Origin of the sequence: Streptomyces sp. 2131.1 (genome assembly GCF_900105515.1) — a bacterium.
Lineage (GTDB): Bacteria > Actinomycetota > Actinomycetes > Streptomycetales > Streptomycetaceae > Streptomyces > Streptomyces drozdowiczii.
In genome coordinates this window covers 5,567,235-5,588,778 of record NZ_FNSY01000001.1, presented here as the reverse complement: position 1 = coordinate 5,588,778, position 21,544 = coordinate 5,567,235, and the positions used below count along the sequence as shown (strand labels likewise).

Here is a 21,544-nt window from a genome sequence, read left to right as displayed (position 1 = left end):
GCGGAGCCCGTTCAGACCCTGGCGGAGCCCGTCTGGGCCGTGGACGCCGCGCTGTGGGTGACCCAGGCCGAGGCGACTTCCTTCCAGCAGCGGTCGGCCAGGCGCACCGTGCGCCCGGGCGGGACCGTGACCGGTCTGCCGTCCGCGTCCACGTCCCACCACCGGAGGCACTCGGTGTGGAGCTGGACGCGGTCGGCGCTGGGGTACGGGTTGTGGCAGTAGGCGACGACCCGGGAGCCCTGGACGGACGTACGGCACTCGGCGCCGGCCGGTTCGGGGCTGGGCGCCGGGGGCGCGGCCGCTCCGGTGGCCCCGACGTGGCCGGCCGCGTACAGACCGGCCGGGACGAGCAGTCCGGCGATCACCGCGCCGGAGGCCAGCAGGGACCGGGTTCGGCGATGCGTGCGACGCACAGCGATCTCCTCCCCACGTCCGACCGATGTCCGTTTCCTCCACATTCTGCGGTGGATCGTCCGGCTTTTCGACCTGAGCGCGGCAAGGGCGTAACCCGGGAGGAAAAACGGCCGCGCACCGCCTCCGGGGACTCCGGGGACGGTGCGCGGTCGGAACGTACGGACCTGAGGGGTCAGGCGCCCATCATGTGCACGCCGCTGTCGACGTGGATGATCTCGCCGGTGGTCCTCGGGAAGAAGTCCGAGAGCAGCGCGACGACGCCGCGGCCGGCCGGCTCCGGGTCCTTCATGTCCCAGGCGAGCGGCGCGCGGGTGTTCCACACGTCGGCGAGCCCGTCGAAGCCCGGGATGGACTTGGCGGCCATGGAGCCGAGCGGTCCGGCCGAGATCAGGTTGCAGCGGATGCCGTCCGGGCCCAGGTCACGGGCGAGGTAGCGGGAGGTGGCCTCCAGGGCGGCCTTGGCCGGGCCCATCCAGTCGTACTGGGGCCACGCGAACTGCGCGTCGAAGGTGAGGCCGACGATCGAGCCGCCCTCGCTCATCAGCGGCTTGCACGCCATGGCGAGCGACTTCAGCGAGAACGCCGAGACGTGCATCGCCGTGGCGACCGACTCGAACGGGGTGTTGAGGAAGTTGCCGCCGAGCGCGTCCTGCGGCGCGAAGCCGATGGAGTGCACGACGCCGTCCAGCGAACCCAGCTCGTCGCGCACCAGGCCGGCGAGGCGGTCCAGGTGCTCCTGGTTGGTCACGTCCAGCTCGATGACCTTGGCGGGCTTGGGGAGCTTCCTGGCGATGCGCTCGGTCAGGGTGGGCCGCGGGAAGGCGGTCAGGATGACCTCCGCGCCCTGCTCCTGGGCCACCTTGGCGGCGTGGAACGCGATGGACGACTCCATCAGCACCCCGGTGACGAGGATGCGCTTGCCGTCGAGAATTCCGCTCATGGTGATCAGTGACCCATGCCCAATCCGCCGTCAACGGGGATGACGGCTCCAGTGATGTACGACGCGTCGTCGGAGGCGAGGAAGCGCACCGCGGCGGCGATCTCCTCGGGCTGCGCGTAACGCGCGAGCGGCACCTGGGCCACGATGCCCTTGCGCTGCTCCTCGGTGAGCACCTGCGTCATGTCGGTGTCGACGAAGCCGGGCGCGACGACGTTGAAAGTGATGTTCCGCGAACCGAGCTCGCGCGCCAGCGACCTGGCGAAGCCGACCAGACCGGCCTTGGAGGCCGCGTAGTTGGCCTGGCCCGCCGAGCCGAGGAGGCCGACGACGGAGGAGATGAGGACGACGCGGCCCTTCTTGGCGCGCAGCATGCCGCGGTTGGCGCGCTTGACGACCCGGAAGGTGCCGGTGAGGTTGGTGTCGAGTACGGACGTGAAGTCCTCCTCGGACATGCGCATCAGCAACTGGTCCTTGGTGATACCGGCGTTGGCGACCAGCACCTCCACGTTGCCGTGCTTCTCCTCGATCTCCTTGTAGGCCTGCTCCACCTGTTCGGCGTCCGTGATGTCGCAACGGACCGCGAGGACACCGGCCTCGGTGAGCACGGCGGGCGGCTCGCCGGAACGGTGGGTGATCGCGACCTTGTCGCCGTTCTCGGCGAAAGCGCGGGCGATGGCGAGGCCGATGCCCCGGTTTCCTCCGGTGACGAGAACCGAGCGGCTCAACGGATCACCCTTTCGATAGCGGTCTGGTACCTCGAAAACCTATCGGTACCGTCCGCGCGGCGAGGAATCGGCCCCTGACAGCGCCTTTGGCCGGGCGCTGTCGGGTTCCTACAGTCCGCGGCCCGGGCCGCTCCGGGTAATCCGGCACGAGGGTGCGCGGGCCGTGCTTCACTGCCTCGTAAACGATCCGAGGGTATGTGACCGCAAAGGAGAGGCCGCCCGTGCCCCATGAGGTAGATCAGTCGTTCCTGGCGCTTCCGCTACGGGCTCTCGCCGACGCGGCGCTGGCCCGGGCGCGGGCGCTCGGGGCGGCCCACGCCGACTTCCGCTTCGAGCGGGTGCGCAGCGCCACCTGGCGGCTGCGGGACGCCCGGCCCGCCGGGGGCTCCGACACCACGGACCTCGGTTACGCGGTCCGCGTCGTGCACGGCGGGGCCTGGGGGTTCGCCTCGGGCGTCGACCTGACGATGGACGCGGCGGCGCGGGTCGCCTCGCAGGCGGTCGCGATGGCGAAGCTGTCGGCGAAGGTGATCGCGGCGGCGGGCTCCGACGAGCGGGTGGAGCTGGCGGACGAGCCGTCGCACGGGGAGCGCACCTGGGTGTCGGCGTACGAGGTCGACCCCTTCGACGTGCCCGCCGAGGAGAAGGCCGGACTGCTCTCCGAGTGGAGCGCGCGGCTGCTGGCGGCCGACGGCGTGGCGCATGTGGACGCCTCGCTGATGACGGTGCACGAGAACAAGTTCTACGCGGACACGGCGGGCACGGTCACCACGCAGCAGCGGGTCAGGCTGCATCCGGAGTTCACGGCGGTGGCGGTGGACTCCACGACCGGCGAGTTCGACTCGATGCGCACCATCGCGCCGCCGGTGGGGCGCGGCTGGGAGTACCTGACCGGGACCGGCTGGGACTGGGACGCGGAGCTGGAGCGCATCCCGGGGCTGCTGGCCGAGAAGATGCGGGCGCCGAGCGTGGAGGCGGGGACGTACGACCTGGTCGTCGACCCGTCGAACCTGTGGCTGACCATCCACGAGTCCATCGGCCACGCCACGGAGCTGGACCGGGCGCTGGGTTACGAGGCGGCGTACGCGGGAACGTCGTTCGCCACGTTCGACCAGCTGGGGAAGCTGGCGTACGGCTCGCCCGTGATGAACGTGACCGGTGACCGCACCGCGGAGCACGGGCTCGCGACGATCGGCTACGACGACGAGGGCGTCGAGGCGCAGTCCTGGGACCTGGTGAAGGACGGGACGCTGGTGGGCTACCAGCTGGACCGCCGGATCGCGAAGCTGACGGGCCTGGGCCGGTCCAACGGGTGCGCGTACGCGGACTCCCCCGGCCATGTCCCCGTACAGCGCATGGCGAACGTGTCGCTGCAGCCGGACCCCGGCGGGCTCTCCACGGAGGACCTGATCGGCGGGGTCGAGCGCGGGATCTACGTGGTCGGGGACCGGTCGTGGTCCATCGACATGCAGCGGTACAACTTCCAGTTCACCGGGCAGCGGTTCTTCCGGATCGAGAACGGGAAGCTGGCCGGGCAGCTGCGCGATGTCGCCTACCAGGCGACGACGACGGACTTCTGGGGCTCGATGGAGAAGGTCGGCGGCCCGCAGACGTACGTGCTGGGCGGCGCCTTCAACTGCGGCAAGGCCCAGCCGGGCCAGGTCGCGGCCGTCTCCCACGGCTGCCCGTCCGCCCTCTTCCGGGGCGTGAACATTCTGAACACGACGCAGGAGGCCGGGCGATGAGCCGCGTCAGCAAGCCGTACGAGATCGTCGAGCGGGCGCTCGAACTGTCCACCGCCGACGGCTGTGTGGTCATCGCGGACGAGGAGTCGTCGGCCAATCTGCGCTGGGCCGGCAACGCGCTCACCACCAACGGGGTCACCCGGGGCCGGACCGTGACCGTCGTCGCCACGGTCGACGGGGCGGAGGGCGCCGCCTCCGGTGTGGTCTCCCGGGCCGCCGTCACCGCGGACGACCTGGAACCGCTGGTCCGGGCCGCCGAGGCCGCCGCACGCGCCGCCGGACCGGCGGAGGACGCGCAGCCGCTGGTCACCGGCGTCCCCGCGTCGCCCGACTTCACGGACGCGCCGGCCGAGACGGACTCCGACGTGTTCGCCGCGTTCGCCCCGGCGCTCGGGGACGCCTTCGCGCGGGCCCGTTCCGGAGGGCGCGAGCTGTACGGCTTCGCCCACCACCAGATGACCTCCACGTACCTGGGCACGTCCACGGGGCTGCGGCTGCGCCACGACCAGCCGAACGGCACGCTGGAGCTGAACGCCAAGTCGCCCGACCGCACCCGTTCGGCGTGGGCGGGCCGCTCCACGCGGGACTTCGAGGACGTGGACCCTGCGGAGCTGGACGCGGAGCTCGCGCGGCGGCTCGGCTGGGCGGAGCGCCGTATCGAGCTGCCCGCCGGGCGGTACGAGACGCTGCTGCCGCCGACCGCGGTCGCGGACCTGCTGATCTACCAGCTCTGGTCGTCCACGGCGCGGGACGCGGCGGAGGGCCGCACGGTGTTCTCGAAGCCGGGCGGCGGCACCCGGCTCGGCGAGACGCTGGCCCCGCTGCCGCTGACCCTGCGCAGCGACCCGCACGCCCCGGGCCTGGAGTCGGCGCCCTTCGTCATCGCGCACTCCTCCGGGGACGGCGGCTCGGTCTTCGACAACGGGCTGCCGTTGGCCCGGACGGACTGGGTCTCCGGCGGACGCCTGGAGCGGCTGACGACGACCCGGCACACCGCGGCCCTGACGAAGCAGCCGCTCGCCCCGGCGATCGACAACCTGATCCTGGAGGGCGGGGGCGACCGGTCGCTGGAGGAGATGGTGGCCGCCACGACCGGCCGGGCACTGCTGCTGACCTGCCTCTGGTACATCCGCGAGGTGGACCCGGCGACGCTGCTGCTGACCGGGCTGACCCGGGACGGCGTCTACCTGGTGGAAGACGGCGAGGTGGTGGGCGAGGTGAACAACTTCCGGTTCAACGAGTCCCCCGTCGACCTGCTGTCCCGGGCCACCGAGGCGGGCCGCACCGAGAAGACCCTGCCGCGCGAGTGGGGCGACTGGTTCACCCGGGCCGCGATGCCCGCCCTGCGCGTCCCGGACTTCAACATGAGTTCGGTCAGCCGGGGGGTGTGACCCGCCTAGACTGGCTGACACATATAACTTGACCGGCCTCGTAAGGAGCACAGGAACCGTGACGGACATCGTCGACGAGCTGAAGTGGCGAGGGCTGTTCGCCCAGTCCACCGATGAAGACGCATTGCGCAAGGCTCTCGCGGACGGTCCCGTCACGTTCTATTGCGGTTACGACCCCACCGCGGCGAGTCTGCACGTCGGCCATCTGGTGCAGGTGCTCACCATGCGCCGGCTCCAGCAGGCCGGTCTGCGGCCGCTCGCCCTGGTGGGCGGGGCCACCGGTCAGATCGGTGACCCCCGGCCGACGGCGGAGCGCACGCTGAACGACCCGGAGACGGTCGCCCAGTGGGTGACCCGGCTGCGTTCGCAGATCGAGCCGTTCCTGTCCTTCGAGGGCGAGAACGCCGCGGTCATGGTGAACAACCTGGACTGGACCGCGAGCCTGTCCGCGATCGAGTTCCTGCGGGACATCGGCAAGCACTTCCGGGTCAACAAGATGCTGACCAAGGAGTCCATCGCCCGCCGGCTGGAGTCCGACGAGGGCATCAGCTACACCGAGTTCAGCTACCAGCTGCTCCAGAGCATGGACTTCCTGGAGCTGTACCGCCGCTACGGCTGCACCCTCCAGCAGGGCGGCAGCGACCAGTGGGGCAACCTCACCGCCGGTCTCGACCTGATCCACCGCCTGGAGCCGGGCGCCGAGGTGCACGCGCTGGCGACCCCGCTGATGACGAAGGCGGACGGCACCAAGTTCGGCAAGTCGGAGAGCGGGGCCGTCTGGCTCGACGCGGAGATGACGACGCCGTACGCGTTCTACCAGTTCTGGCTGAACGCGGACGACCGGGACATCTCGCGCTACATGCGCATCCTCAGCTTCCGGACCCCGGCCGAGCTGGAGGAGCTGGAGAAGGTCACCGAGGAGCGCCCGCAGGCACGGACGGCGCAGCGCGCGCTGGCCGAGGAGCTGACGACGCTGGTGCACGGGGCGGACCAGTGCGCCGCCGTCGTCGCCGCGTCGAAGGCCCTGTTCGGCCAGGGCGAGCTGGGTGAGCTGGACGAGGCGACGCTGAGCGCCGCCCTGTCCGAGGTTCCGCACGCCCGGGTCACCGAGCTGGGCCCGCTGGTGGACCTGCTGGTGGAGGCCGGTCTGGCCCCGAGCAAGTCGGGGGCGCGGCGCACGGTCAAGGAGGGCGGCGCGTACGTGAACAACGTCAAGGCCGTCGACGGTGAGGCGGCGCCGGGCCGCGAGGAGCTGTTGCACGGGCGCTGGCTGGTGCTGCGCCGGGGCAAGAAGAACCTGGCGGCGATCGAGGTCACGGGCGGCTGAGCCGTACCCTTCCGCACGACGGCGGCCGGGCACGCGTGGTGCGTGCCCGGCCGCCGCGTCGGTTCCGGGGTTGTTCAGGTGCGCTGCCTGTTGCCCCGCAGCGAGGCGTACAGCATGTCGCCGACACCGACCACCACCACCGCGCCGATGAGCTGGAGAACGTGGCGCGTCCAGTCGATGCCCTTGGTGTCGTTGACACCGATCCAGGTGGCGACGGCGTTTCCGAGGACGCTGCCGATCATGCCGAAGATGACCGTCAGCCAGAGTGGGATCTGCTGCTTTCCCGGCAGGATCGCCTTGGCGATCAGACCGAGCACCAGGCCCACGATGATTGCCCACAACCAGCCCATGTGCTGCCTCCTAGAGCGACGCGGTGTCGCGCTTGTCCCGCCCAGTCTCGGTGCGGGCCCGCCCGCCCGCACGTCGGGCGCGTCCGGGCGGGCGAGCGGCGGAATGTACGCATACGGCACGCCCCGGTCTCGTACGCGAGGGATGCCGGGCGTAGCGTAGGAGCGGCCGGTCCGGGTCCGGGGAAGGTTGGTGGGGACGCGTGGTGCGCAAACAGGGTGGTGCGGAGGTCTTCCGGATCACGGGAGCCCGACAGGGGCTCTCCGACGACGTGCGGGGTAGGCAGCGCCGCTATGTGATCTCGATGAGCGTACGCACGGTGTCGGTGGTGGCCGCCGCCGTCCTGTGGAACGTGGAACGGCACATCGCGTTCGTGGCGCTCGGTCTCGGCGTGCTGCTGCCGTACGTGGCCGTCGTCATCGCCAACGCGGGGCGCGAGACCAGCCCCGCGCTGCCGTCGACCTTCGTGCTGCCGGCCCCCGCCCACCCGGCGCTGGAGGCGGGCCCGGCGCCGGTTTCACCGCAGTCCGGACGCGGTTTCCGGTCTTCGGATGGGCCGGAGCACGACTGAGCCCATCACGGGCCCAAGCTCAAGAAAAGCTCAGATCAATCATGAAGTTCCGGTGCACCGCGGCAGGGTGTGCGTGACATACTTTGTAGGCGCTCCGCATCCCCCGTCGGAGCGACGGACCGACGCCGGGCAGCTCCCCCCGTGGCTGCCCGGCGTCGCCTTTTCCCCTTGTGGGGAACGCGTCTTAGGGTTGAGTCCGTGAACTCCCCCGAATCCGCCGAGAACCCCGCCACCGCCCCCGTCTGTTCGGCCAAGGGCTGCCGGGCCGACGCCGTGTGGGTGCTGGCCTGGAACAACCCGAAGCTGCACACGCCGGAGCGACGCAAGACGTGGCTGGCCTGTGAGGAGCACCGCGAGCACCTGTCGTCGTTCCTCGGGGTGCGGGGCTTCCTCAAGGACGTGGTGACGCTGGCGGAGTGGGAGTCGCGCCCCGCGTCGGCGTAGGGCGGGTCCGGTCAGCCGCCGATCGCGGACATCGGGCGTTCGGGCTGGAGGAAGCTCGGGTCGTCAAGGCCGGATCCGGCCTTCTTGCCCCACATGGCGACCTTCCAGATCCGGGCGATTTCCTCGTCGGGCGCGTCCGAGCGGAGAGCCGCGCGCAGGTCGGTCTCCTCGCGGGCGAACAGGCAGGTGCGGACCTGGCCGTCGGCGGTGAGGCGGGTGCGGTCGCAGGCCCGGCAGAAGGGGCGGGTGACGGAGGCGATGACGCCGACCCGGTGCGGCCCGCCGTCGACGGTCCAGCGCTCGGCGGGGGCGGAGCCGCGCTCCCCGTCGTCCTCCGCGGTGAGGTCGAAGCGGGTGCGCAGGGAGGCGAGGATGTCGCCCGCGGTGATCATGCCGTCGCGCTTCCAGCCGTGCTGGGCGTCGAGCGGCATCTGTTCGATGAAGCGGAGCTCGTAGCCGTTGTCGACGGCCCAGGCGAGCAGGTCGGGGGCCTCGTCGTCGTTGAGCCCCGGCATCAGGACGGTGTTGACCTTGACGGGGGTGAGTCCGGCCTCGCGGGCGGCTTCGAGACCGGCCAGGACGTCGTGGTGGCGGTCGCGGCGGGTGAGGGTCTTGAACACCTCGGGCCGCAGCGTGTCGAGCGAGACGTTGACCCGGTCGAGGCCGGCGTCCTTGAGGGCGGCGGCGGTCCGCTTGAGCCCGATGCCGTTGGTGGTGAGGGACATCCTCGGGCGGGGTTCCAGGGCGGCGCAGCGCTGGACGATGGAGACGAGCCCGGGGCGCAGCAGCGGTTCGCCGCCGGTGAAGCGGACCTCGGTGACGCCGAGCCGGGTGACGGCGACGGAGACGAGCCGGACGATCTCGTCGTCGCTGAGCAGGTCGGGTTTGGCCAGCCACTGCAGCCCTTCCTCCGGCATGCAGTACGTACAGCGCAGGTTGCACCGGTCGGTGAGCGAGACGCGCAGGTCGGTGGCGACCCGGCCGTAGGTGTCGATGAGCATGGTGGGCCCCCTCCCCCGGTGACTTCCCGGTAGCGGTATCTGACTCTTTCGAGCCTACGCGAGACCGCTGACTGCGGAGGGGGCCCGTTTGGCACGAGGTGCGGCGGGGCCGCGTCGTAGGACCCTACGACGCGGCCCCGTACGGTCCGGATCGGTACCGGATCAGTGGGCGCCGATGCCGGTGAGGGACTTGACCTCCAGTTCGGCGTACTTGCCCTTGTCCGGCTCCTCCTTGGACAGGAGCGAGCCGATCCAGCCGAGCAGGAAGCCGAGCGGGATGGAGATGAGGCCGGGGTTCTCCAGCGGGAACCAGGAGAAGTCGACGCCCTTGAACATCGAGGTCTTCTCGTTGCCGGAGACGACGGGCGAGAACAGCACCAGGATCACGGAGGACGCCAGGCCGCCGTAGATCGACCAGAGCGCGCCCTGGGTGGTGAAGCGCTTCCAGAAGAGGCTGTAGAGGATCGTCGGCAGGTTGGCGGACGCGGCGACGGCGAAGGCCAGGGCGACGAGGCCGGCGACGTTCATGTCGCGGGCGAAGACGCCGAGGACGATCGCGGCGGCCCCGATGAAGACGGTGGACCAGCGGGCGGCCTTCATCTCCTCCTTCTCGGTGGCCTGCCCCTTGCGGATGACGTTGGCGTAGATGTCGTGCGCGAACGACGACGAGGAGGCGAGGGTCAGTCCGGCGACGACCGCGAGGATGGTGGCGAAGGCGACGGCGGAGATGACTGCGAGCATGACCGCGCCGCCGGTGGTGCCGGTCCCGCCGAGGTACTCGGCGAGCTGCGGGGCGGCCGTGTTGCCGGGCGCCTTGATGTTCTCCGGACCGATGAGCGCGGCGGCACCGAAGCCGAGGGCGATCGTCATCAGGTAGAACGCGCCGATGATGCCGATGGCCCAGTTGACGGACTTACGGGCGGCCTTGGCAGTGGGCACCGTGTAGAAGCGGATCAGGATGTGCGGCAGACCGGCGGTGCCGAGGACCAGGGCGAGGCCGAGCGAGAGGAAGTCCAGCTTCGAGGTGCCGGTGGCTCCGTACTTCAGGCCGGGCTCGAGGAACGCGGAGCCGTGGCCGCTCTTCTCGGCGGCGGTGCCCAGCAGGTCGGAGACGTTGAAGTCGAACTTCCACAGCACCATGAGGGTCATCAGGAGCGCGCCGGCGATGAGCAGGACGGCCTTGACCATCTGGACCCAGGTGGTGCCCTTCATGCCGCCGATGGTGACGTAGACGATCATGAGTACGCCGACCAGCGCAACGATGAGGATCTTTCCGGCGTCGCTGGTGATGCCGAGGAGGAGGGTGACCAGCGCTCCGGCGCCCGCCATCTGTGCCAGCAGGTAGAAGATCGACACGATGATGGTGGAGACGCCCGCCGCGGTGCGGACCGGGCGCTGGCGCATCCGGTAGGCGAGGACGTCGCCCATGGTGTAACGGCCCGAGTTGCGCAGGGGTTCGGCGACGAGCAGGAGCGCGACCAGCCAGGCGACGAGGAAGCCGATGGAGTAGAGGAAGCCGTCGTAGCCGAAGAGGGCGATGGCGCCGGCGATGCCGAGGAAGGAAGCGGCGGACATGTAGTCGCCGGAGACCGCGAGGCCGTTCTGGAACGCGGTGAACTGGCGGCCGCCCGCGTAGAAGTCGGAGGCGCTGCGGGTCTGCCGGCCGGCCCAGACGGTGATGCCGAGGGTGGCGGCGACGAAGACCGCGAACAGCGTGATGATCAGCGGCCGGTGCTCGCTGGTGGACTCGGCGGCGAGGGTCACGGCGGTGTGGGAGTGGTACGCGGCGCTCATGCGTCGGCCTCCATACGGTCCTTGATGGCCTCGGCCTTCGGGTCGAGCTGCGCGTTGGCGTGCCGCGAGTAGAACCAGGCGATGAGGAAGGTGGTGAGGAACTGGGCGAGGCCGAAGACGAAGGCCACGTTGATGTTGCTGAAGACCTTGGTGCCCATGAAGCCGCCCGCGTAGTTGGAGAGCAGCACGTACAGCAGGTACCAGAGGACGAAGGCGACGGTCAGCGGGAAGGCGAACGAGCGGTAGGAGCGGCGGAGTTCGCCGAATTCCGCACTGTTCTGCTCCGCGAGGAACGCCTCGGTCGTGGGCTGGGCGGGGTGGATGTCCTTACTGCCCTCGGGCGGCGGTTCTTCGGTGGCCACGGATTCTCCTCGGGACGCGGGTGCGGTGGTGGCGACGGTCGGTTTCACTGGGGACCTCGTGATCGGGGTGCTGGTGCGCTTCCCCTGACAACGGCACGCGACGCGCGGCGAAGCGGTTCACTTCGGTTCCCCTCCGCTCCCCGTCACCCCTTCGGGTGGTCCGGTGTGCACGTGTTCGTGCGAATCGATTGATATGCCGGGATGTTCGGCGCTAGCTTCACTGGTCATGTACGCGACCGGACGCGTCCCGTGTCCGGTCCGGTCACCGACACGGATGAAGTGGAGACCCCATGGCTCATCTGGGATCCGGACGCAGGCGCGCACTGACGCTGCCCGTCGGATTGGCCCTCACCGCCTCCCTCGGCTTCCTGCCGACGGGCGTCGCCTCCGCCGCCCCGGCGGACGGTCCGGAACTGTCGTACGTGGTCAACACCCAGGGCGGTCCCGGCACCGTCAAGCAGGTGGGCAAGGCGGTCGAACGGGCCGGCGGCACGGTGGTGATCGCCTACGACCGGATCGGGGTCGTGGTCGTCCACTCGAAGAACCCGGGCTTCGCGAAGACGGTCCGGAAGGTCAGGGGCGTCCAGTCGGCCGGCGCCACGCGTACCAACCCGATCGTCCCGCAGGCCACCAAGGACATCGGGGTCGACCAGCCCCTCACCGCCGCCCAGGAGAAGGCCGCCGCGGCCGAGGCGACGGCGGACCAGGACCCGATGGAACCGCTCCAGTGGGACCTGCCTGCCATCAAGGCGGACCAGGCCCACCGCAAGTCGCTGGGCAGTCCGAAGGTGACGGTCGCGGTCATCGACACCGGGGTCGACGACACCCACCCCGACCTCGCGCCGAACTTCGACCGCGCGGCATCCGCGAACTGCGTCTCGGGCGCCCCGGACACCACGGAGGGCGCCTGGCGTCCGAAGCCCGGTGAGAGCGACCACGGCACCCATGTCGCCGGCACCATCGCGGCGGCGAAGAACGGCGTCGGCGTGACGGGCGTGGCGCCGGGTGCGAAGGTCTCCGGCATCAAGGTCGGCAACCCGGACGGCTTCTTCTACACCGAGGCCGTCGTCTGCGGCTTCGTCTGGGCCGCCGAACACGGGGTCGACGTCACCAACAACAGCTATTACACCGACCCGTGGATGTACAACTGCAAGAACGACCCGGACCAGGGCGCCCTGGTCGAGGCCGTGTACCGGGCCACCCGGTACGCGGAGCTGAGGGGCGCGGTCAACGTCGCCGCCGCCGGCAACTCCGCCGAGGACCTCGCGGCGGACTCGATAGAGGACACGACCAGCCCGAACGACACCACCCCGGGCGGCCGGACCGTCGATCCGAGGCAGTGCCTGGACATCCCGACGATGCTCCCGGGCGTCGTGACGGTCTCGGCGACGGGCGCGAAGGGGCTCAAGGCCTCGTACTCGAACTACGGGAACGGCGTCATCGACGTGGCCGCGCCGGGCGGCGACTCGACGGTCTACCAGACGCCCGAACCGCCGGCGACGAGCGGTCTGATCCTCTCGACGCTGCCGGGCGGCAGGTACGGCTACAAGGCCGGTACGTCGATGGCCTCCCCGCACGTCGCGGGCGTCGTCGCCCTGATCAGGTCGAAGCACCCGTACGCGCCGCCCGCCGCGATCAAGGCGCTGCTGACGCTGGAGGCGGACGCGAAGGCGTGCGGCGCGCCGTACGACATCGACGGTGACGGCACGGTCGACGCGGTCTGCGAGGGCGGGAGGAACCGCAACGGCTTCTACGGGGCCGGTGTGGTCGACGCGCTGGACGCCGTGCGCTGGTGACGCCGGGGTCCGGGGGTCCGCGCGCGGCGGCCCCCGGACCGCCGGATCACGGCTTGATGAGGACCTTCAGCGCCGTGCGCCCGTCCATGGCCTCGTAGCCGGCCGGTACGTCGTCGAGCCCGACGGTCAGGTCGAAGACGGGCGAGGGGTCGATGGTGCCGGCGAGCACGTCGGGCAGCAGATCCGGGATGTACGTGCGCACCGGGGCGACGCCGCCGCGCAGGGCGATGTTCCGGTCGAACATGTCGCCGAGGTCGAGGCCGGTGCCGCTGCCGTGCGGGACGCCGACGTAGCCGATCGCGCCGCCGTCCCGGGTGATGCCGACGGCGGTGCGCATCGACTGCTCGGTGCCCACGGCCTCGATCACGCAGTGCGCGCCCTCGCCGCCGAGCAGCTCCCGTACGGCCGCGACCGCCGCGTCACCGCGTTCCGCGACGACGTCGGTGGCGCCGAAGTCCCGGGCGATGTCGGTGCGCGCGGTGTGCCGGCCGAGGGCGACGATCCGCTCGGCGCCGAGGCGCTTGGCGGCCATCACGCCGCACAGCCCGACGGCCCCGTCCCCGACGACCGCGACGGTCGACCCGGCCCGCACCCCGGCGCCGACCGCCGCGTGGTGGCCGGTGCCGAGCACGTCGGACAGGGCCAGCAGCGCGGTGAGCAGCCGGTCGTCGGAGGCCGCGGCGGCGGGCAGGGCGACCAGAGTGCCGTCGGCGAAGGGGACGCGGACGGCCTCGCCCTGACCGCCGTCCGAGCCCACCGAGCCCCAGAAGCCGCCCTGCGGGCAGGAGGTGGTCAGCCCCTCGGAGCAGTACGCGCAGGTGCCGTCGGACCAGACGAAGGGGGCGACGACCAGGTCCCCGGCGGAGAAGCCGCGCACCTCGGATCCGGCCTCCTCGACGATGCCGAGGAACTCGTGGCCGATGCGCTGACCCGGCTGCCGGGCGGACTCACCGCGGTAGGCCCACAGGTCGCTGCCGCAGATGCAGGCCCGCAGGACCCTCAGCACCACGTCGGTGGGCTGCTGGATCGTCGGGTCGGGTACCTCCTCCACGCGGATGTCGTGGGGGGCGTGGATGACGGTGGCGCGCATGCGTGGGGGTCCTTGCTGGTCTCAGATGCTGATACTCCTTTCACGGTACGCCCCCGCGCCGGCTTCCTCCCGGGCCGGGGCGAGGCCCTGTCGTCACGTTCCCGTCGTCCGCCCGGAGGGCGGGCCGGGCGGCGTCAGGTGCGTGCTCTCGGCGTGCCGGCCCCAGACCCCTGTACTGGACGTACCGGGGTCTGGGGCCGGTGCGGCGAGAGTGCGTATATGGCGTCGCCCGGCAGACGGGAATGTGACGACAGGGCCTAGCGCGCCCAGGGTCAGCAGCAGCTGGGCGGCCACGTACGTGAGCATCACCCAGAAGCCGGGGGCCGGCAGCTGCGGCCAGTCGGCGATACCCGTGGCGATCAGCGCGTCGGAGAGCAGGAAGAGCGCCCCGCCGGTGGCCGCGTACCGGCCGAGCACGCCCGAGCGGTAGGCCATGGCGGTCAGCAGCAGGCTGTAGCCGGCCATCGGGATCCGCAGTCCGCCCGGCAGCCCGCCCCAGATCAGGGCGACGAAGACGACGAGCACGACGGCGTACGCGATCCCGGGCAGCAGCGCCCCGCGAGCCCTGCCGAAGAGCACCAGGTAGCAGACGTGCCCGGCGGCGAACCCGGCCATCCCGACGAGGAACGCGGGATCGGAGTCGGCCAGCAGGAACACGTCGCCGGCCCAGCCGCACAGCAGCGCGGCGACGAGCAGCCGGGGCCCGCGCCGGGCGAGGGCGTACCCGGCGAGCAGCGGCATCAGGAGCGGCTTGGCCCCGAGGTGCAGCCACTCGGGTCCGGTGAGAACGCCGACGAGGTCGGCGGCGCACGCGACGAGGAAGGCGACGAGGAGGGGCCGTGCGTACCTCATCCGGTGTGCTCCGGGGCGGGGGCCGCGACGGGGGCGGGGACGACGGCGGCCGGGGCGGGCACGGCGCGGGCCGCGGCCTCGGCCGGCTGCCACCCAGGGCCGCGGAAGACCCGCCCGGCGCGCTCGCTCCAGCTGCCCGCGGCGCGGACGTCCCGGGCGATGGCGGCGTACTCGTGGGTGGCGACCCGCAGCGGGTTGTACGTGTGGATGTTCTTGGTGAGCCCGTACACCGGCCGCACGGTCTCGGAGGCGAACGAGCCGAACCAGCGGTCCCACACGATGAGGATGCCGCCGAAGTTGCGGTCGAGGTAGCCGCCCTGCGAGGCGTGGTGCACCCGGTGGTGGGAGGGCGTGTTGAGCACGTACTCGAAGGGCCGGGGCAGCTTGCCGATGCGCTCGGTGTGCACCCAGAACTGGTAGACGAGGTTGGCCGACGAGCAGAACGCGAGCGCCGCCGGGTGCACCCCGCACGCGATGAGCGGCAGGTAGAAGGGCCAGGACGTCAGCGAGGTCCAGGGCTGGCGCAGCGCGGTGGAGAGGTTGAACTTCTCGCTGGAGTGGTGGACCACGTGGCAGGCCCACAGGATGCGGATGACGTGGTGGCCGCGGTGGGACCAGTAGTAGAAGAAGTCCTGCGCGAGGAGCATCAGCAGGACCGTCCACCACAGCACCGGCACGCGCAGTGGCGTCAGCTCGTACACCGCGGTGTAGAGGGCGACGATGGGCACTTTCCACATCAGGTCGAAGACCAGACTGCCCAGCCCCATGGTGATGCTGGTGGCGGCGTCCTTGGCCTCGTACCCGGCGGCGTCCTCATCGGGATGGAAGTGGTGGAGCGCCATCTCCAGGACGGTGAGCAGGACGAAGGCCGGTATGGACCAGAGCACTACATCGGGCAGGTTCGTCGGCATGCCTGCACCGTAGAGCCGGGCCGGGCCGGGGACCAGACGTTGTTACCAACAAGTATGCGAGACGTGCCGTCAGCGGAGTTGGTGACTTCCGACAGGAACGTGCCCCTAGACCCCCGCCGCGCCCAGCAGATGCCCGGCCAGGTACGTCACCGCCATGGCCACCGCTCCCCCGCCCATGTTGCGCAGCACCGCAGGGCCCGCCGCCGCCTCGCCCAGGCGGGCGCTCCACCAGCCCGTCACGGCCAGCACCGCGAGGACGGAGAGCACGGTCACCGGCACGCGGAGGGCGGACGGGGGCAGCACGATGGCCAGCAGGGGGAGCAGGGCGCCTACGGTGAACGCGAGGAAGCTGGCGCCCGCCGCGTGCCAGGGGTTGGTGAGGTCGTCGGGGTCGATGCCCAGCTCGACCTCCGCGTGGGCGCGCAGCGCGTCGCGTTCGGTGAGCTGGACGGCGGCCTCGTGGGCGACCTCGCGGCTCAGGCCCTTGCCCTCCAACAGGCCGGTCAGCTCGGCGAGTTCGGCCTCCGGGGTCTCCTGGAGCTCGCGCTTCTCGGTGGCCAGCGCGGCCTTCTCCGAGTCGCGCTGGGTGGACACCGAGACGTACTCGCCGGCCGCCATCGACAGCGACCCGGCGAGCAGGCCGGCCAGACCCGCCGTCAGCAGGGCGCCCCGGTCGCCGGTCGCGCCGGCCACGCCGACGACGAGCCCGGCGGTGGACACCACACCGTCGTTGGCCCCGAGCACGGCGGCGCGCAGCCAGTTCAGCCGGGCGCCCAGACCGGCGCCGTGGGGTTCGTCGTGCTCCGGCGGTCGCTTCATCCCGGGATGGTCTCACCTCGCGCAGCCCCGGGGCACGTACCTTCGGGGTGACGGACCGCCAAGGTCCCCGGCGGCGCCGAATAGGGGACTGTCCGACACGGCCCGTATTCTCTGTGACCATGCTCGACGACCCGCAGACCGCAGCACCGTGGCCGGCCGCCTACCCGCAGGGGTACGCGGTCGTCGACGTGGAGACCACAGGGCTCGCCCGGGACGACCGGATAGTGTCCGCGGCCGTCTACCGGCTGGACGCGCGGGGCAACGTCGAGGACCACTGGTACACGCTGGTCAATCCGGAGCGCGATCCCGGTCCGGTGTGGATCCACGGGCTGACGAGCGACGTGCTGGAGGGGGCCCCGCTCTTCCCGGAGGTCGCCGCCGAGCTGTCCGAACGGCTCGCGGACCGGGTGCTCGTCGCGCACAACGCCGCGTTCGACTGGTCGATGCTGGCGCGGGAGTACGCGCGGGCCTCGGTGACCGCGCCGGTCCGGCAGCGGCTGTGCACCATCGCGCTCGCCAAGGAGCTGCGGCTGCCGCTGGCCAACCACAAGCTGGCGTCGCTGGCGGAGCACTTCGGTGTGGTCCAGCAGCGCGCGCACCACGCGCTGGACGACGCCCGGGTGCTGGCCGAGGCGTTCCGCCCGAGCCTGCACGCGGCGGCGCGGGGCGGGATGCGGCTGCCGCTGCTGGAGTGCCGGCCGCTGACCGAGTGGTCGCACTCGCCGGTGACCCCGCGGACCGGTTCCCCGTCCTCGTACGGGGGACAGGGGACCTGGCGCGCCTCGCGCAAGCGTCCGGCGTGCCCGTATCCGAACCCCGGGCGGTACGACAAGGACAAACCGCTCATGCAGGGCATGCGGGTGGCGTTCTCCGGGGACACCTCGGTCGACCGTGAACTGCTGGAGGACCGGGCGGTGGAGGCCGGGCTGCACGTGGCGACGAGCGTCTCGCGGCTGACCAGCCTGCTCGTCACCAACGACCCGGACTCGGCGACGTCGAAGACGGTGAAGGCGAAGGCGTACGGCACGCCGATCGTGGACGAGAGCGCCTTCACGCACCTTCTGCGGGACGTCGCGCCGGCCGTCGCGAAGGTGCCGGCGCCGACGCCGTCATCGGAGTGAACCGGGGGCGACTCGCCGCCCGCCGACCGCCGACCGCCGCCCTCGCGTCCCACCCTGTGGCGCATGGCACGTTGTGAGGTCTGCGGAAACGATTACGGGATGTCCTTCGAGGTGCACGCGCAGGGCGCGGTGCACGTCTTCGACTGCTTCGCCTGCGCCATCCACCGCATGGCGCCCATCTGCGAACACTGCCGGGTGCAGGTCATCGGCCAGGGCGTCGAGGTCGACGGGCACTGGTTCTGCGGCGGGCACTGCGCCCGCGCGGAGGGGAAGGTGGGCATCGTCGACAGGGTCTGAGGGCACGGGTCGGCCACCCCTTCGGCCACCCCGGTGCGCGGTGCGCCCCGCGAGCGGTTGTACCGTCGTGGGGTGTACCGCTTCCTGATGACCCGGCAGTGGCTGATCCTCGCCCTCCTCTCGCTCGCCCTCATCCCCACGATGATCGAGCTGGGTTTCTGGCAGCTGCACCGGCACGAGCACAAGGTCGCGCAGAACGCCCTGATCTCGCGCAACCTCGATGCGGCCCCGGTCCCGGTGTCCCAGCTCACCTCCCCCGGCCACACCGTGCCCCGCGCCGACTACTGGCGCACGGTGACGGCGACCGGGACGTTCGACGAGAAGCACGCGGTCGTCGTGCGCCGCAGGACCGCCAACGACGGCTCCATCGGCGTCCACGTCCTGGTGCCGTTCGTCCTCAAGGGCGGCGGCACGGTCATGATCAATCGCGGCTGGGTCCCGTCCGCCGAGGACCAGCACGCCTTCCCCGACGTACCGGCCGCCCCCAGGGGCGAGGTCACCGTCACCGGGCGGCTCAAGGCCGACGAGACGACCGGCGCGAGCGGCATCAAGGACATCTCGGACCTTCCCGACCGTCAGGTAATGCTGATCAGCAGCGCCCAGCAGGCCCGGCTGCTCGACCGTCCGGTGCTCGGCGGCTACATCGAGCTGACCGGTCCGGCGCCGAAGAACGGCTCGCCCGAGGTGATAGAGGCCCCCGACGACAGCTCCATCGGCCCGCACATGGCGTACGCCGTGCAGTGGTGGCTGTTCGCCGCAGGGGTTCCGGTGGGCTTCGTGGTCCTGGCCCGGCGCGAGAAGCGCGACCGGGTGGCGGCGGCGGAAGCGGCGGCCGCCGCCGAGGAGGACGCGTCCCCGGAGCCCGAGCCCGCGCAGGCCTGACGTCTCTCCACGGCCTGACGTCTCTCCACGGAGGGTGACGCCCGCCTCTCCTGGCGAACGGCTGCTTAACGAGGGCCCGGTTCGGGAAGACGCCAGAACGTGACACGCATCGAGGACTACGCCCTCATCGGCGATCTCCAGACCGCTGCCCTGGTCGGCAAAAACGGTTCTGTCGACTGGTTGTGCCTGCCCCGCTTCGACTCCGGCGCCTGCTTCGCCGCCCTGCTCGGCGACGAGGACAACGGACACTGGCGGATCGCGCCCAAGGGCGCGGACACCTGCACCCGGCGGGCGTACGCGGGCGAGTCCCTCGTCCTGGAGACGTACTGGGAGACGCGCACCGGCACGGTCAAGGTCATCGACTTCATGCCGCAGCGCGACAAGGAACCCGATGTGATGCGGATCGTCGAGGGCGTCAGCGGCACCGTCGACATGCACTCGGTGATCCGGCTGCGCTTCGACTTCGGGTCCATCGTGCCGTGGATGCGCCGCTCCGACGGCCATCGCGTCGCGGTCGCCGGTCCCGACTCCGCCTGGCTGCGCAGCGAACCGCCGGTCAAGACGTGGGGCCAGCAGTTCTCCACCTGTTCCTCCTTCAGCGTCTCCGAGGGCGAGAAGGTGGCCTTCGTGCTGACCTGGCACCCCTCGCACTCGCCGCGCCCCAAGCGCGTCGACCCCTACGAGGCGCTGGAGAACACCCTCACCGACTGGGCCGAGTGGTCCGCGCGCTGCAAGTACGAGGGGCCGTACCGGGAAGCGGTGGTCCGTTCGCTGATCACCCTCAAGGCGCTCACCTTCGGCCCGACCGGTGGCATCGTCGCGGCCCCCACCACCTCGCTGCCCGAGGAGATCGGCGGCGTACGGAACTGGGACTACCGCTTCTGCTGGCTGCGGGACTCCACCCTCACCCTCGGCGCGCTGATCTCGGCCGGCTACCTGGAGGAGGCCGCCGCCTGGCGGGACTGGCTGCTGCGCGCGGTCGCCGGCGACCCGGCCGACCTCCAGATCATGTACGGCCTGGCCGGCGAGCGCAGACTCCCCGAGTCCGAACTGCCCTGGCTGCGCGGCTACGAGAACTCCGCCCCCGTCCGCATCGGCAACGCGGCGGTGCGCCAGCGCCAGCTGGACGTGTACGGGGAGGTCATCGACTCGCTCCGGCTGGCCAGGGACGCCGGTCTGGACGACAAGCCGCACGCCTGGAGCCTCCAGCTCAGCCTGCTCGGGTTCCTGGAGTCGACCTGGCGGGAGCCCGACGAGGGCCTCTGGGAGATCCGCGGGAAGCGGCGCCACTTCGTTCACTCCAAGGTGATGGCCTGGGTCGCGGCCGACCGGGCGGTGCGCAGCCTGGAGGAGGATCCCACGCTGGCCGGGGACGCCGACCGCTGGCGGGCCATGCGGGACGCAGTGCACCGGGAGGTCTGCGAGAAGGGCTACGACCCGGTGCGCAACACCTTCACCCAGTCGTACGGTTCCCGGGAGCTGGACGCGGCGACGCTCCTGATCATCAGGACCGGCTTCCTGCCGCCGGACGACCCGCGGGTGATCGGCACGGTGGACGCCGTGCGCGAGGAGCTGGGCAGCGGCGGCGGACTCGTGCGCCGCTACAGCACCGACGGCCCCTCGATCGACGGGCTGCCGGGCGGCGAGGGCGCGTTTCTGGCCTGCTCGTTCTGGCTGGCCGACGCCCTGCGGATGACCGGGCGCACCGATGAGGCCACCGAGCTGTTCGAGCAGCTGCTGGACCTGCGCAACGACGTGGGCCTGCTGGCCGAGGAGTACGACCCCGTGGCGCGGCGCCAGCTCGGCAACTTCCCGCAGGCCTTCAGCCACATCGGCCTGGTCGGCACGGCGGTGTCGCTGGCCGGGGCGCAGCCCGCCGAAGCACGGGCCGCCGAGGACGGGGCCGGGGACGGCACGGCAGGATAGGGCCATGGATCTTGGACTGAAGGACCGTGTGTACATCGTCACCGGCGCGACGCGCGGGCTCGGCCACGCCGCCGCGCGCGCCCTGTTGGCCGACGGCGCGAAGGTGATCATCACAGGCCGGGACGAGAAGCGCGCCCAGGAGGCCGCCGCCGAACTCGGCCCGGACGCCGTCGGGCTCGCCGCCGACAACGCCGACCCGGCGTCGGCCGAACGGCTGGTGGAAGCAGCCCGGGAGGGGCTCGGCCGGCTCGACGGCATCCTGATCAGCGTCGGCGGCCCGCCGCCCGGCGGCATCGCGGACAACACCGACGAGCAGTGGCAGTCGGCATTCGAGTCGGTCTTCCTCGGGGCGGTACGGCTGGCCAGGGCGGCCGCCGCGGCGCTCGGCGAGGGCGGGGCCATCGGCTTCGTGCTCTCCGGCTCCGTCCACGAGCCGATTCCCGGGCTGACCGTCTCCAACGGGCTGCGCCCCGGCCTGGCCGGCGTCGCCAAGTCGATGGCCGACGAGCTCGGCCCGCGCGGCATCCGGGTCGTGGGACTGCTGCCGGCCCGGATCGACACGGACCGGGTGCGGGAGCTGGACGCGCTCTCCGGCGACGCGGAGGCCTCGCGTACCGCCAACGAGGCGAACATCCCGCTGCGCCGCTACGGCACCCCGGAGGAGTTCGGCCGGACGGCCGCGTTCCTGCTGTCCCCCGCCGCCTCGTACCTGACGGGCATCATGGTGCCGGTCGACGGCGGCCACCGGCACGGCTTCTGAGCCGCACGCGGCGGTGCGGTGGCGCGGG

22 protein-coding genes are annotated in these 21,544 nt (G+C 71.5%); 11 read left to right on the top strand and 11 right to left on the bottom strand.

Annotation, left to right across the window (positions count from 1 at the left end; genetic code table 11):
* Positions 1 to 11 precede the first annotated feature (11 nt).
* From BLW14_RS25145 to fabG, 3 genes are all read right to left on the bottom strand, one after another.
* Positions 12 to 413, bottom strand: a complete 402-nt coding sequence (locus BLW14_RS25145; protein WP_093709450.1) for a hypothetical protein — start codon at positions 411 to 413, stop codon at positions 12 to 14.
* A gap of 173 nt (positions 414 to 586) precedes the next feature.
* Positions 587 to 1,354 carry an enoyl-ACP reductase FabI gene (gene fabI / locus BLW14_RS25140; protein ID WP_093709449.1) on the bottom strand — a complete coding sequence of 256 codons (768 nt, stop codon included), beginning with the start codon at positions 1,352 to 1,354 and terminating at the stop codon, positions 587 to 589.
* Positions 1,355 to 1,359: 5 nt separating this feature from the next.
* Positions 1,360 to 2,079, bottom strand: coding sequence for a 3-oxoacyl-[acyl-carrier-protein] reductase (fabG, locus tag BLW14_RS25135; RefSeq protein WP_093709448.1), 720 nt, complete (start codon positions 2,077 to 2,079; stop codon positions 1,360 to 1,362).
* 221 nt (positions 2,080 to 2,300) lie between these two features.
* On the opposite strand from fabG, the gene BLW14_RS25130 reads away from it, so the two are divergent.
* The 3 genes from BLW14_RS25130 to tyrS are packed head-to-tail and all read left to right on the top strand — an operon-like array spanning position 2,301 to position 6,542.
* A complete protein-coding gene (locus tag BLW14_RS25130; protein WP_093709447.1) occupies positions 2,301 to 3,824 on the top strand; it encodes a TldD/PmbA family protein in 1,524 nt (507 codons plus the stop codon).
* Positions 3,821 to 5,215 (top strand): metallopeptidase TldD-related protein, encoded by a 1,395-nt coding sequence (locus tag BLW14_RS25125; protein WP_093709446.1) that lies wholly within the window; start codon positions 3,821 to 3,823, stop codon positions 5,213 to 5,215. The genes BLW14_RS25130 and BLW14_RS25125 overlap by 4 nt, the downstream gene beginning before the upstream one ends.
* Before the next feature lie 58 nt (positions 5,216 to 5,273).
* Positions 5,274 to 6,542 (top strand): tyrosine--tRNA ligase, encoded by a 1,269-nt coding sequence (gene tyrS / locus BLW14_RS25120; RefSeq protein WP_093709445.1) that lies wholly within the window; start codon positions 5,274 to 5,276, stop codon positions 6,540 to 6,542.
* A 74-nt stretch (positions 6,543 to 6,616) separates the two neighbouring features.
* Here tyrS and BLW14_RS25115 read toward each other — a convergent pair whose 3' ends face one another.
* On the bottom strand, positions 6,617 to 6,892 hold the full coding sequence (locus BLW14_RS25115; RefSeq protein ID WP_093709444.1) for a GlsB/YeaQ/YmgE family stress response membrane protein: 276 nt from the start codon (positions 6,890 to 6,892) through the stop codon (positions 6,617 to 6,619).
* Between the two features lie 200 nt (positions 6,893 to 7,092).
* Between BLW14_RS25115 and BLW14_RS25110 the strand changes: the two genes are divergently transcribed.
* On the top strand, positions 7,093 to 7,461 hold the full coding sequence (locus BLW14_RS25110) for a DUF3099 domain-containing protein (RefSeq protein WP_093709443.1): 369 nt from the start codon (positions 7,093 to 7,095) through the stop codon (positions 7,459 to 7,461).
* A gap of 198 nt (positions 7,462 to 7,659) precedes the next feature.
* Positions 7,660 to 7,905: a hypothetical protein gene (locus tag BLW14_RS25105; RefSeq protein WP_093709442.1), complete on the top strand. Its 246-nt coding sequence runs from the start codon at positions 7,660 to 7,662 to the stop codon at positions 7,903 to 7,905.
* 11 nt (positions 7,906 to 7,916) lie between these two features.
* On the opposite strand, the gene moaA is transcribed toward BLW14_RS25105, so the two are convergent.
* From moaA to BLW14_RS25090, 3 genes are all read right to left on the bottom strand, one after another.
* A complete protein-coding gene (gene moaA, locus BLW14_RS25100) occupies positions 7,917 to 8,906 on the bottom strand; it encodes a GTP 3',8-cyclase MoaA (RefSeq protein WP_093709441.1) in 990 nt (329 codons plus the stop codon).
* A gap of 162 nt (positions 8,907 to 9,068) precedes the next feature.
* The gene (locus tag BLW14_RS25095; RefSeq protein ID WP_093709440.1) at positions 9,069 to 10,700 is read right to left on the bottom strand and encodes a solute symporter family protein; all 1,632 of its coding nucleotides are present in this window, start codon (positions 10,698 to 10,700) and stop codon (positions 9,069 to 9,071) included.
* Positions 10,697 to 11,062, bottom strand: coding sequence for a DUF485 domain-containing protein (locus BLW14_RS25090; RefSeq protein WP_093709439.1), 366 nt, complete (start codon positions 11,060 to 11,062; stop codon positions 10,697 to 10,699). Before BLW14_RS25090 ends, BLW14_RS25095 begins: the two co-directional genes overlap by 4 nt.
* A 290-nt stretch (positions 11,063 to 11,352) precedes the next feature.
* Between BLW14_RS25090 and BLW14_RS25085 the strand changes: the two genes are divergently transcribed.
* A complete protein-coding gene (locus tag BLW14_RS25085) occupies positions 11,353 to 12,858 on the top strand; it encodes a S8 family peptidase (protein WP_093709438.1) in 1,506 nt (501 codons plus the stop codon).
* Positions 12,859 to 12,904: 46 nt separating this feature from the next.
* On the opposite strand, the gene BLW14_RS25080 is transcribed toward BLW14_RS25085, so the two are convergent.
* The 4 genes from BLW14_RS25080 to BLW14_RS25060 form a co-directional block, all read right to left on the bottom strand.
* Positions 12,905 to 13,948: a zinc-dependent alcohol dehydrogenase family protein gene (locus tag BLW14_RS25080; RefSeq protein ID WP_093709437.1), complete on the bottom strand. Its 1,044-nt coding sequence runs from the start codon at positions 13,946 to 13,948 to the stop codon at positions 12,905 to 12,907.
* Positions 13,949 to 14,041: 93 nt separating this feature from the next.
* The gene (locus BLW14_RS25070) at positions 14,042 to 14,800 is read right to left on the bottom strand and encodes a lysoplasmalogenase (RefSeq protein WP_256332875.1); all 759 of its coding nucleotides are present in this window, start codon (positions 14,798 to 14,800) and stop codon (positions 14,042 to 14,044) included.
* Positions 14,797 to 15,711: a sterol desaturase family protein gene (locus BLW14_RS25065; protein WP_093709436.1), complete on the bottom strand. Its 915-nt coding sequence runs from the start codon at positions 15,709 to 15,711 to the stop codon at positions 14,797 to 14,799. Before BLW14_RS25065 ends, BLW14_RS25070 begins: the two co-directional genes overlap by 4 nt.
* A 105-nt stretch (positions 15,712 to 15,816) precedes the next feature.
* On the bottom strand, positions 15,817 to 16,530 hold the full coding sequence (locus BLW14_RS25060; protein WP_093709435.1) for a VIT1/CCC1 transporter family protein: 714 nt from the start codon (positions 16,528 to 16,530) through the stop codon (positions 15,817 to 15,819).
* 113 nt (positions 16,531 to 16,643) lie between these two features.
* Between BLW14_RS25060 and BLW14_RS25055 the strand changes: the two genes are divergently transcribed.
* The 5 genes from BLW14_RS25055 (at position 16,644) to BLW14_RS25035 (ending at position 21,516) form a co-directional block, all read left to right on the top strand.
* Entirely contained in the window at positions 16,644 to 17,651 is a 1,008-nt protein-coding gene (locus BLW14_RS25055) for a DEDDh family exonuclease (RefSeq protein ID WP_093709434.1), read from the top strand.
* 63 nt (positions 17,652 to 17,714) lie between these two features.
* A complete protein-coding gene (locus BLW14_RS25050; protein WP_026171732.1) occupies positions 17,715 to 17,948 on the top strand; it encodes a hypothetical protein in 234 nt (77 codons plus the stop codon).
* Between the two features lie 72 nt (positions 17,949 to 18,020).
* Positions 18,021 to 18,830 carry an SURF1 family cytochrome oxidase biogenesis protein gene (locus BLW14_RS25045; RefSeq protein ID WP_093709433.1) on the top strand — a complete coding sequence of 270 codons (810 nt, stop codon included), beginning with the start codon at positions 18,021 to 18,023 and terminating at the stop codon, positions 18,828 to 18,830.
* 99 nt (positions 18,831 to 18,929) lie between these two features.
* Positions 18,930 to 20,756, top strand: coding sequence for a glycoside hydrolase family 15 protein (locus BLW14_RS25040; RefSeq protein WP_093709432.1), 1,827 nt, complete (start codon positions 18,930 to 18,932; stop codon positions 20,754 to 20,756).
* Between the two features lie 4 nt (positions 20,757 to 20,760).
* Positions 20,761 to 21,516 carry an SDR family oxidoreductase gene (locus BLW14_RS25035; RefSeq protein WP_093709431.1) on the top strand — a complete coding sequence of 252 codons (756 nt, stop codon included), beginning with the start codon at positions 20,761 to 20,763 and terminating at the stop codon, positions 21,514 to 21,516.
* The last annotated feature ends 28 nt before the right edge of the window (positions 21,517 to 21,544 follow it).

Bases quoted from the DNA above. Each gene is read 5' to 3' on its own strand.
- fabI (WP_093709449.1), bottom strand. From the start codon at position 1,354: ATGAGCGGAATTCTCGACGGCAAGCGCATCCTCGTCACCGGGGTGCTG.
- BLW14_RS25125 (WP_093709446.1), top strand. From the start codon at position 3,821: ATGAGCCGCGTCAGCAAGCCGTACGAGATCGTCGAGCGGGCGCTCGAA.
- BLW14_RS25115 (WP_093709444.1), bottom strand. From the start codon at position 6,892: ATGGGCTGGTTGTGGGCAATCATCGTGGGCCTGGTGCTCGGTCTGATC.
- moaA (WP_093709441.1), bottom strand. From the start codon at position 8,906: ATGCTCATCGACACCTACGGCCGGGTCGCCACCGACCTGCGCGTCTCG.
- BLW14_RS25095 (WP_093709440.1), bottom strand. From the start codon at position 10,700: ATGAGCGCCGCGTACCACTCCCACACCGCCGTGACCCTCGCCGCCGAG.
- BLW14_RS25085 (WP_093709438.1), top strand. From the start codon at position 11,353: ATGGCTCATCTGGGATCCGGACGCAGGCGCGCACTGACGCTGCCCGTC.
- BLW14_RS25080 (WP_093709437.1), bottom strand. From the start codon at position 13,948: ATGCGCGCCACCGTCATCCACGCCCCCCACGACATCCGCGTGGAGGAG.
- BLW14_RS25070 (WP_256332875.1), bottom strand. From the start codon at position 14,800: ATGAGGTACGCACGGCCCCTCCTCGTCGCCTTCCTCGTCGCGTGCGCC.
- BLW14_RS25065 (WP_093709436.1), bottom strand. From the start codon at position 15,711: ATGCCGACGAACCTGCCCGATGTAGTGCTCTGGTCCATACCGGCCTTC.
- BLW14_RS25060 (WP_093709435.1), bottom strand. From the start codon at position 16,530: ATGAAGCGACCGCCGGAGCACGACGAACCCCACGGCGCCGGTCTGGGC.
- BLW14_RS25050 (WP_026171732.1), top strand. From the start codon at position 17,715: ATGGCACGTTGTGAGGTCTGCGGAAACGATTACGGGATGTCCTTCGAG.
- BLW14_RS25035 (WP_093709431.1), top strand. From the start codon at position 20,761: ATGGATCTTGGACTGAAGGACCGTGTGTACATCGTCACCGGCGCGACG.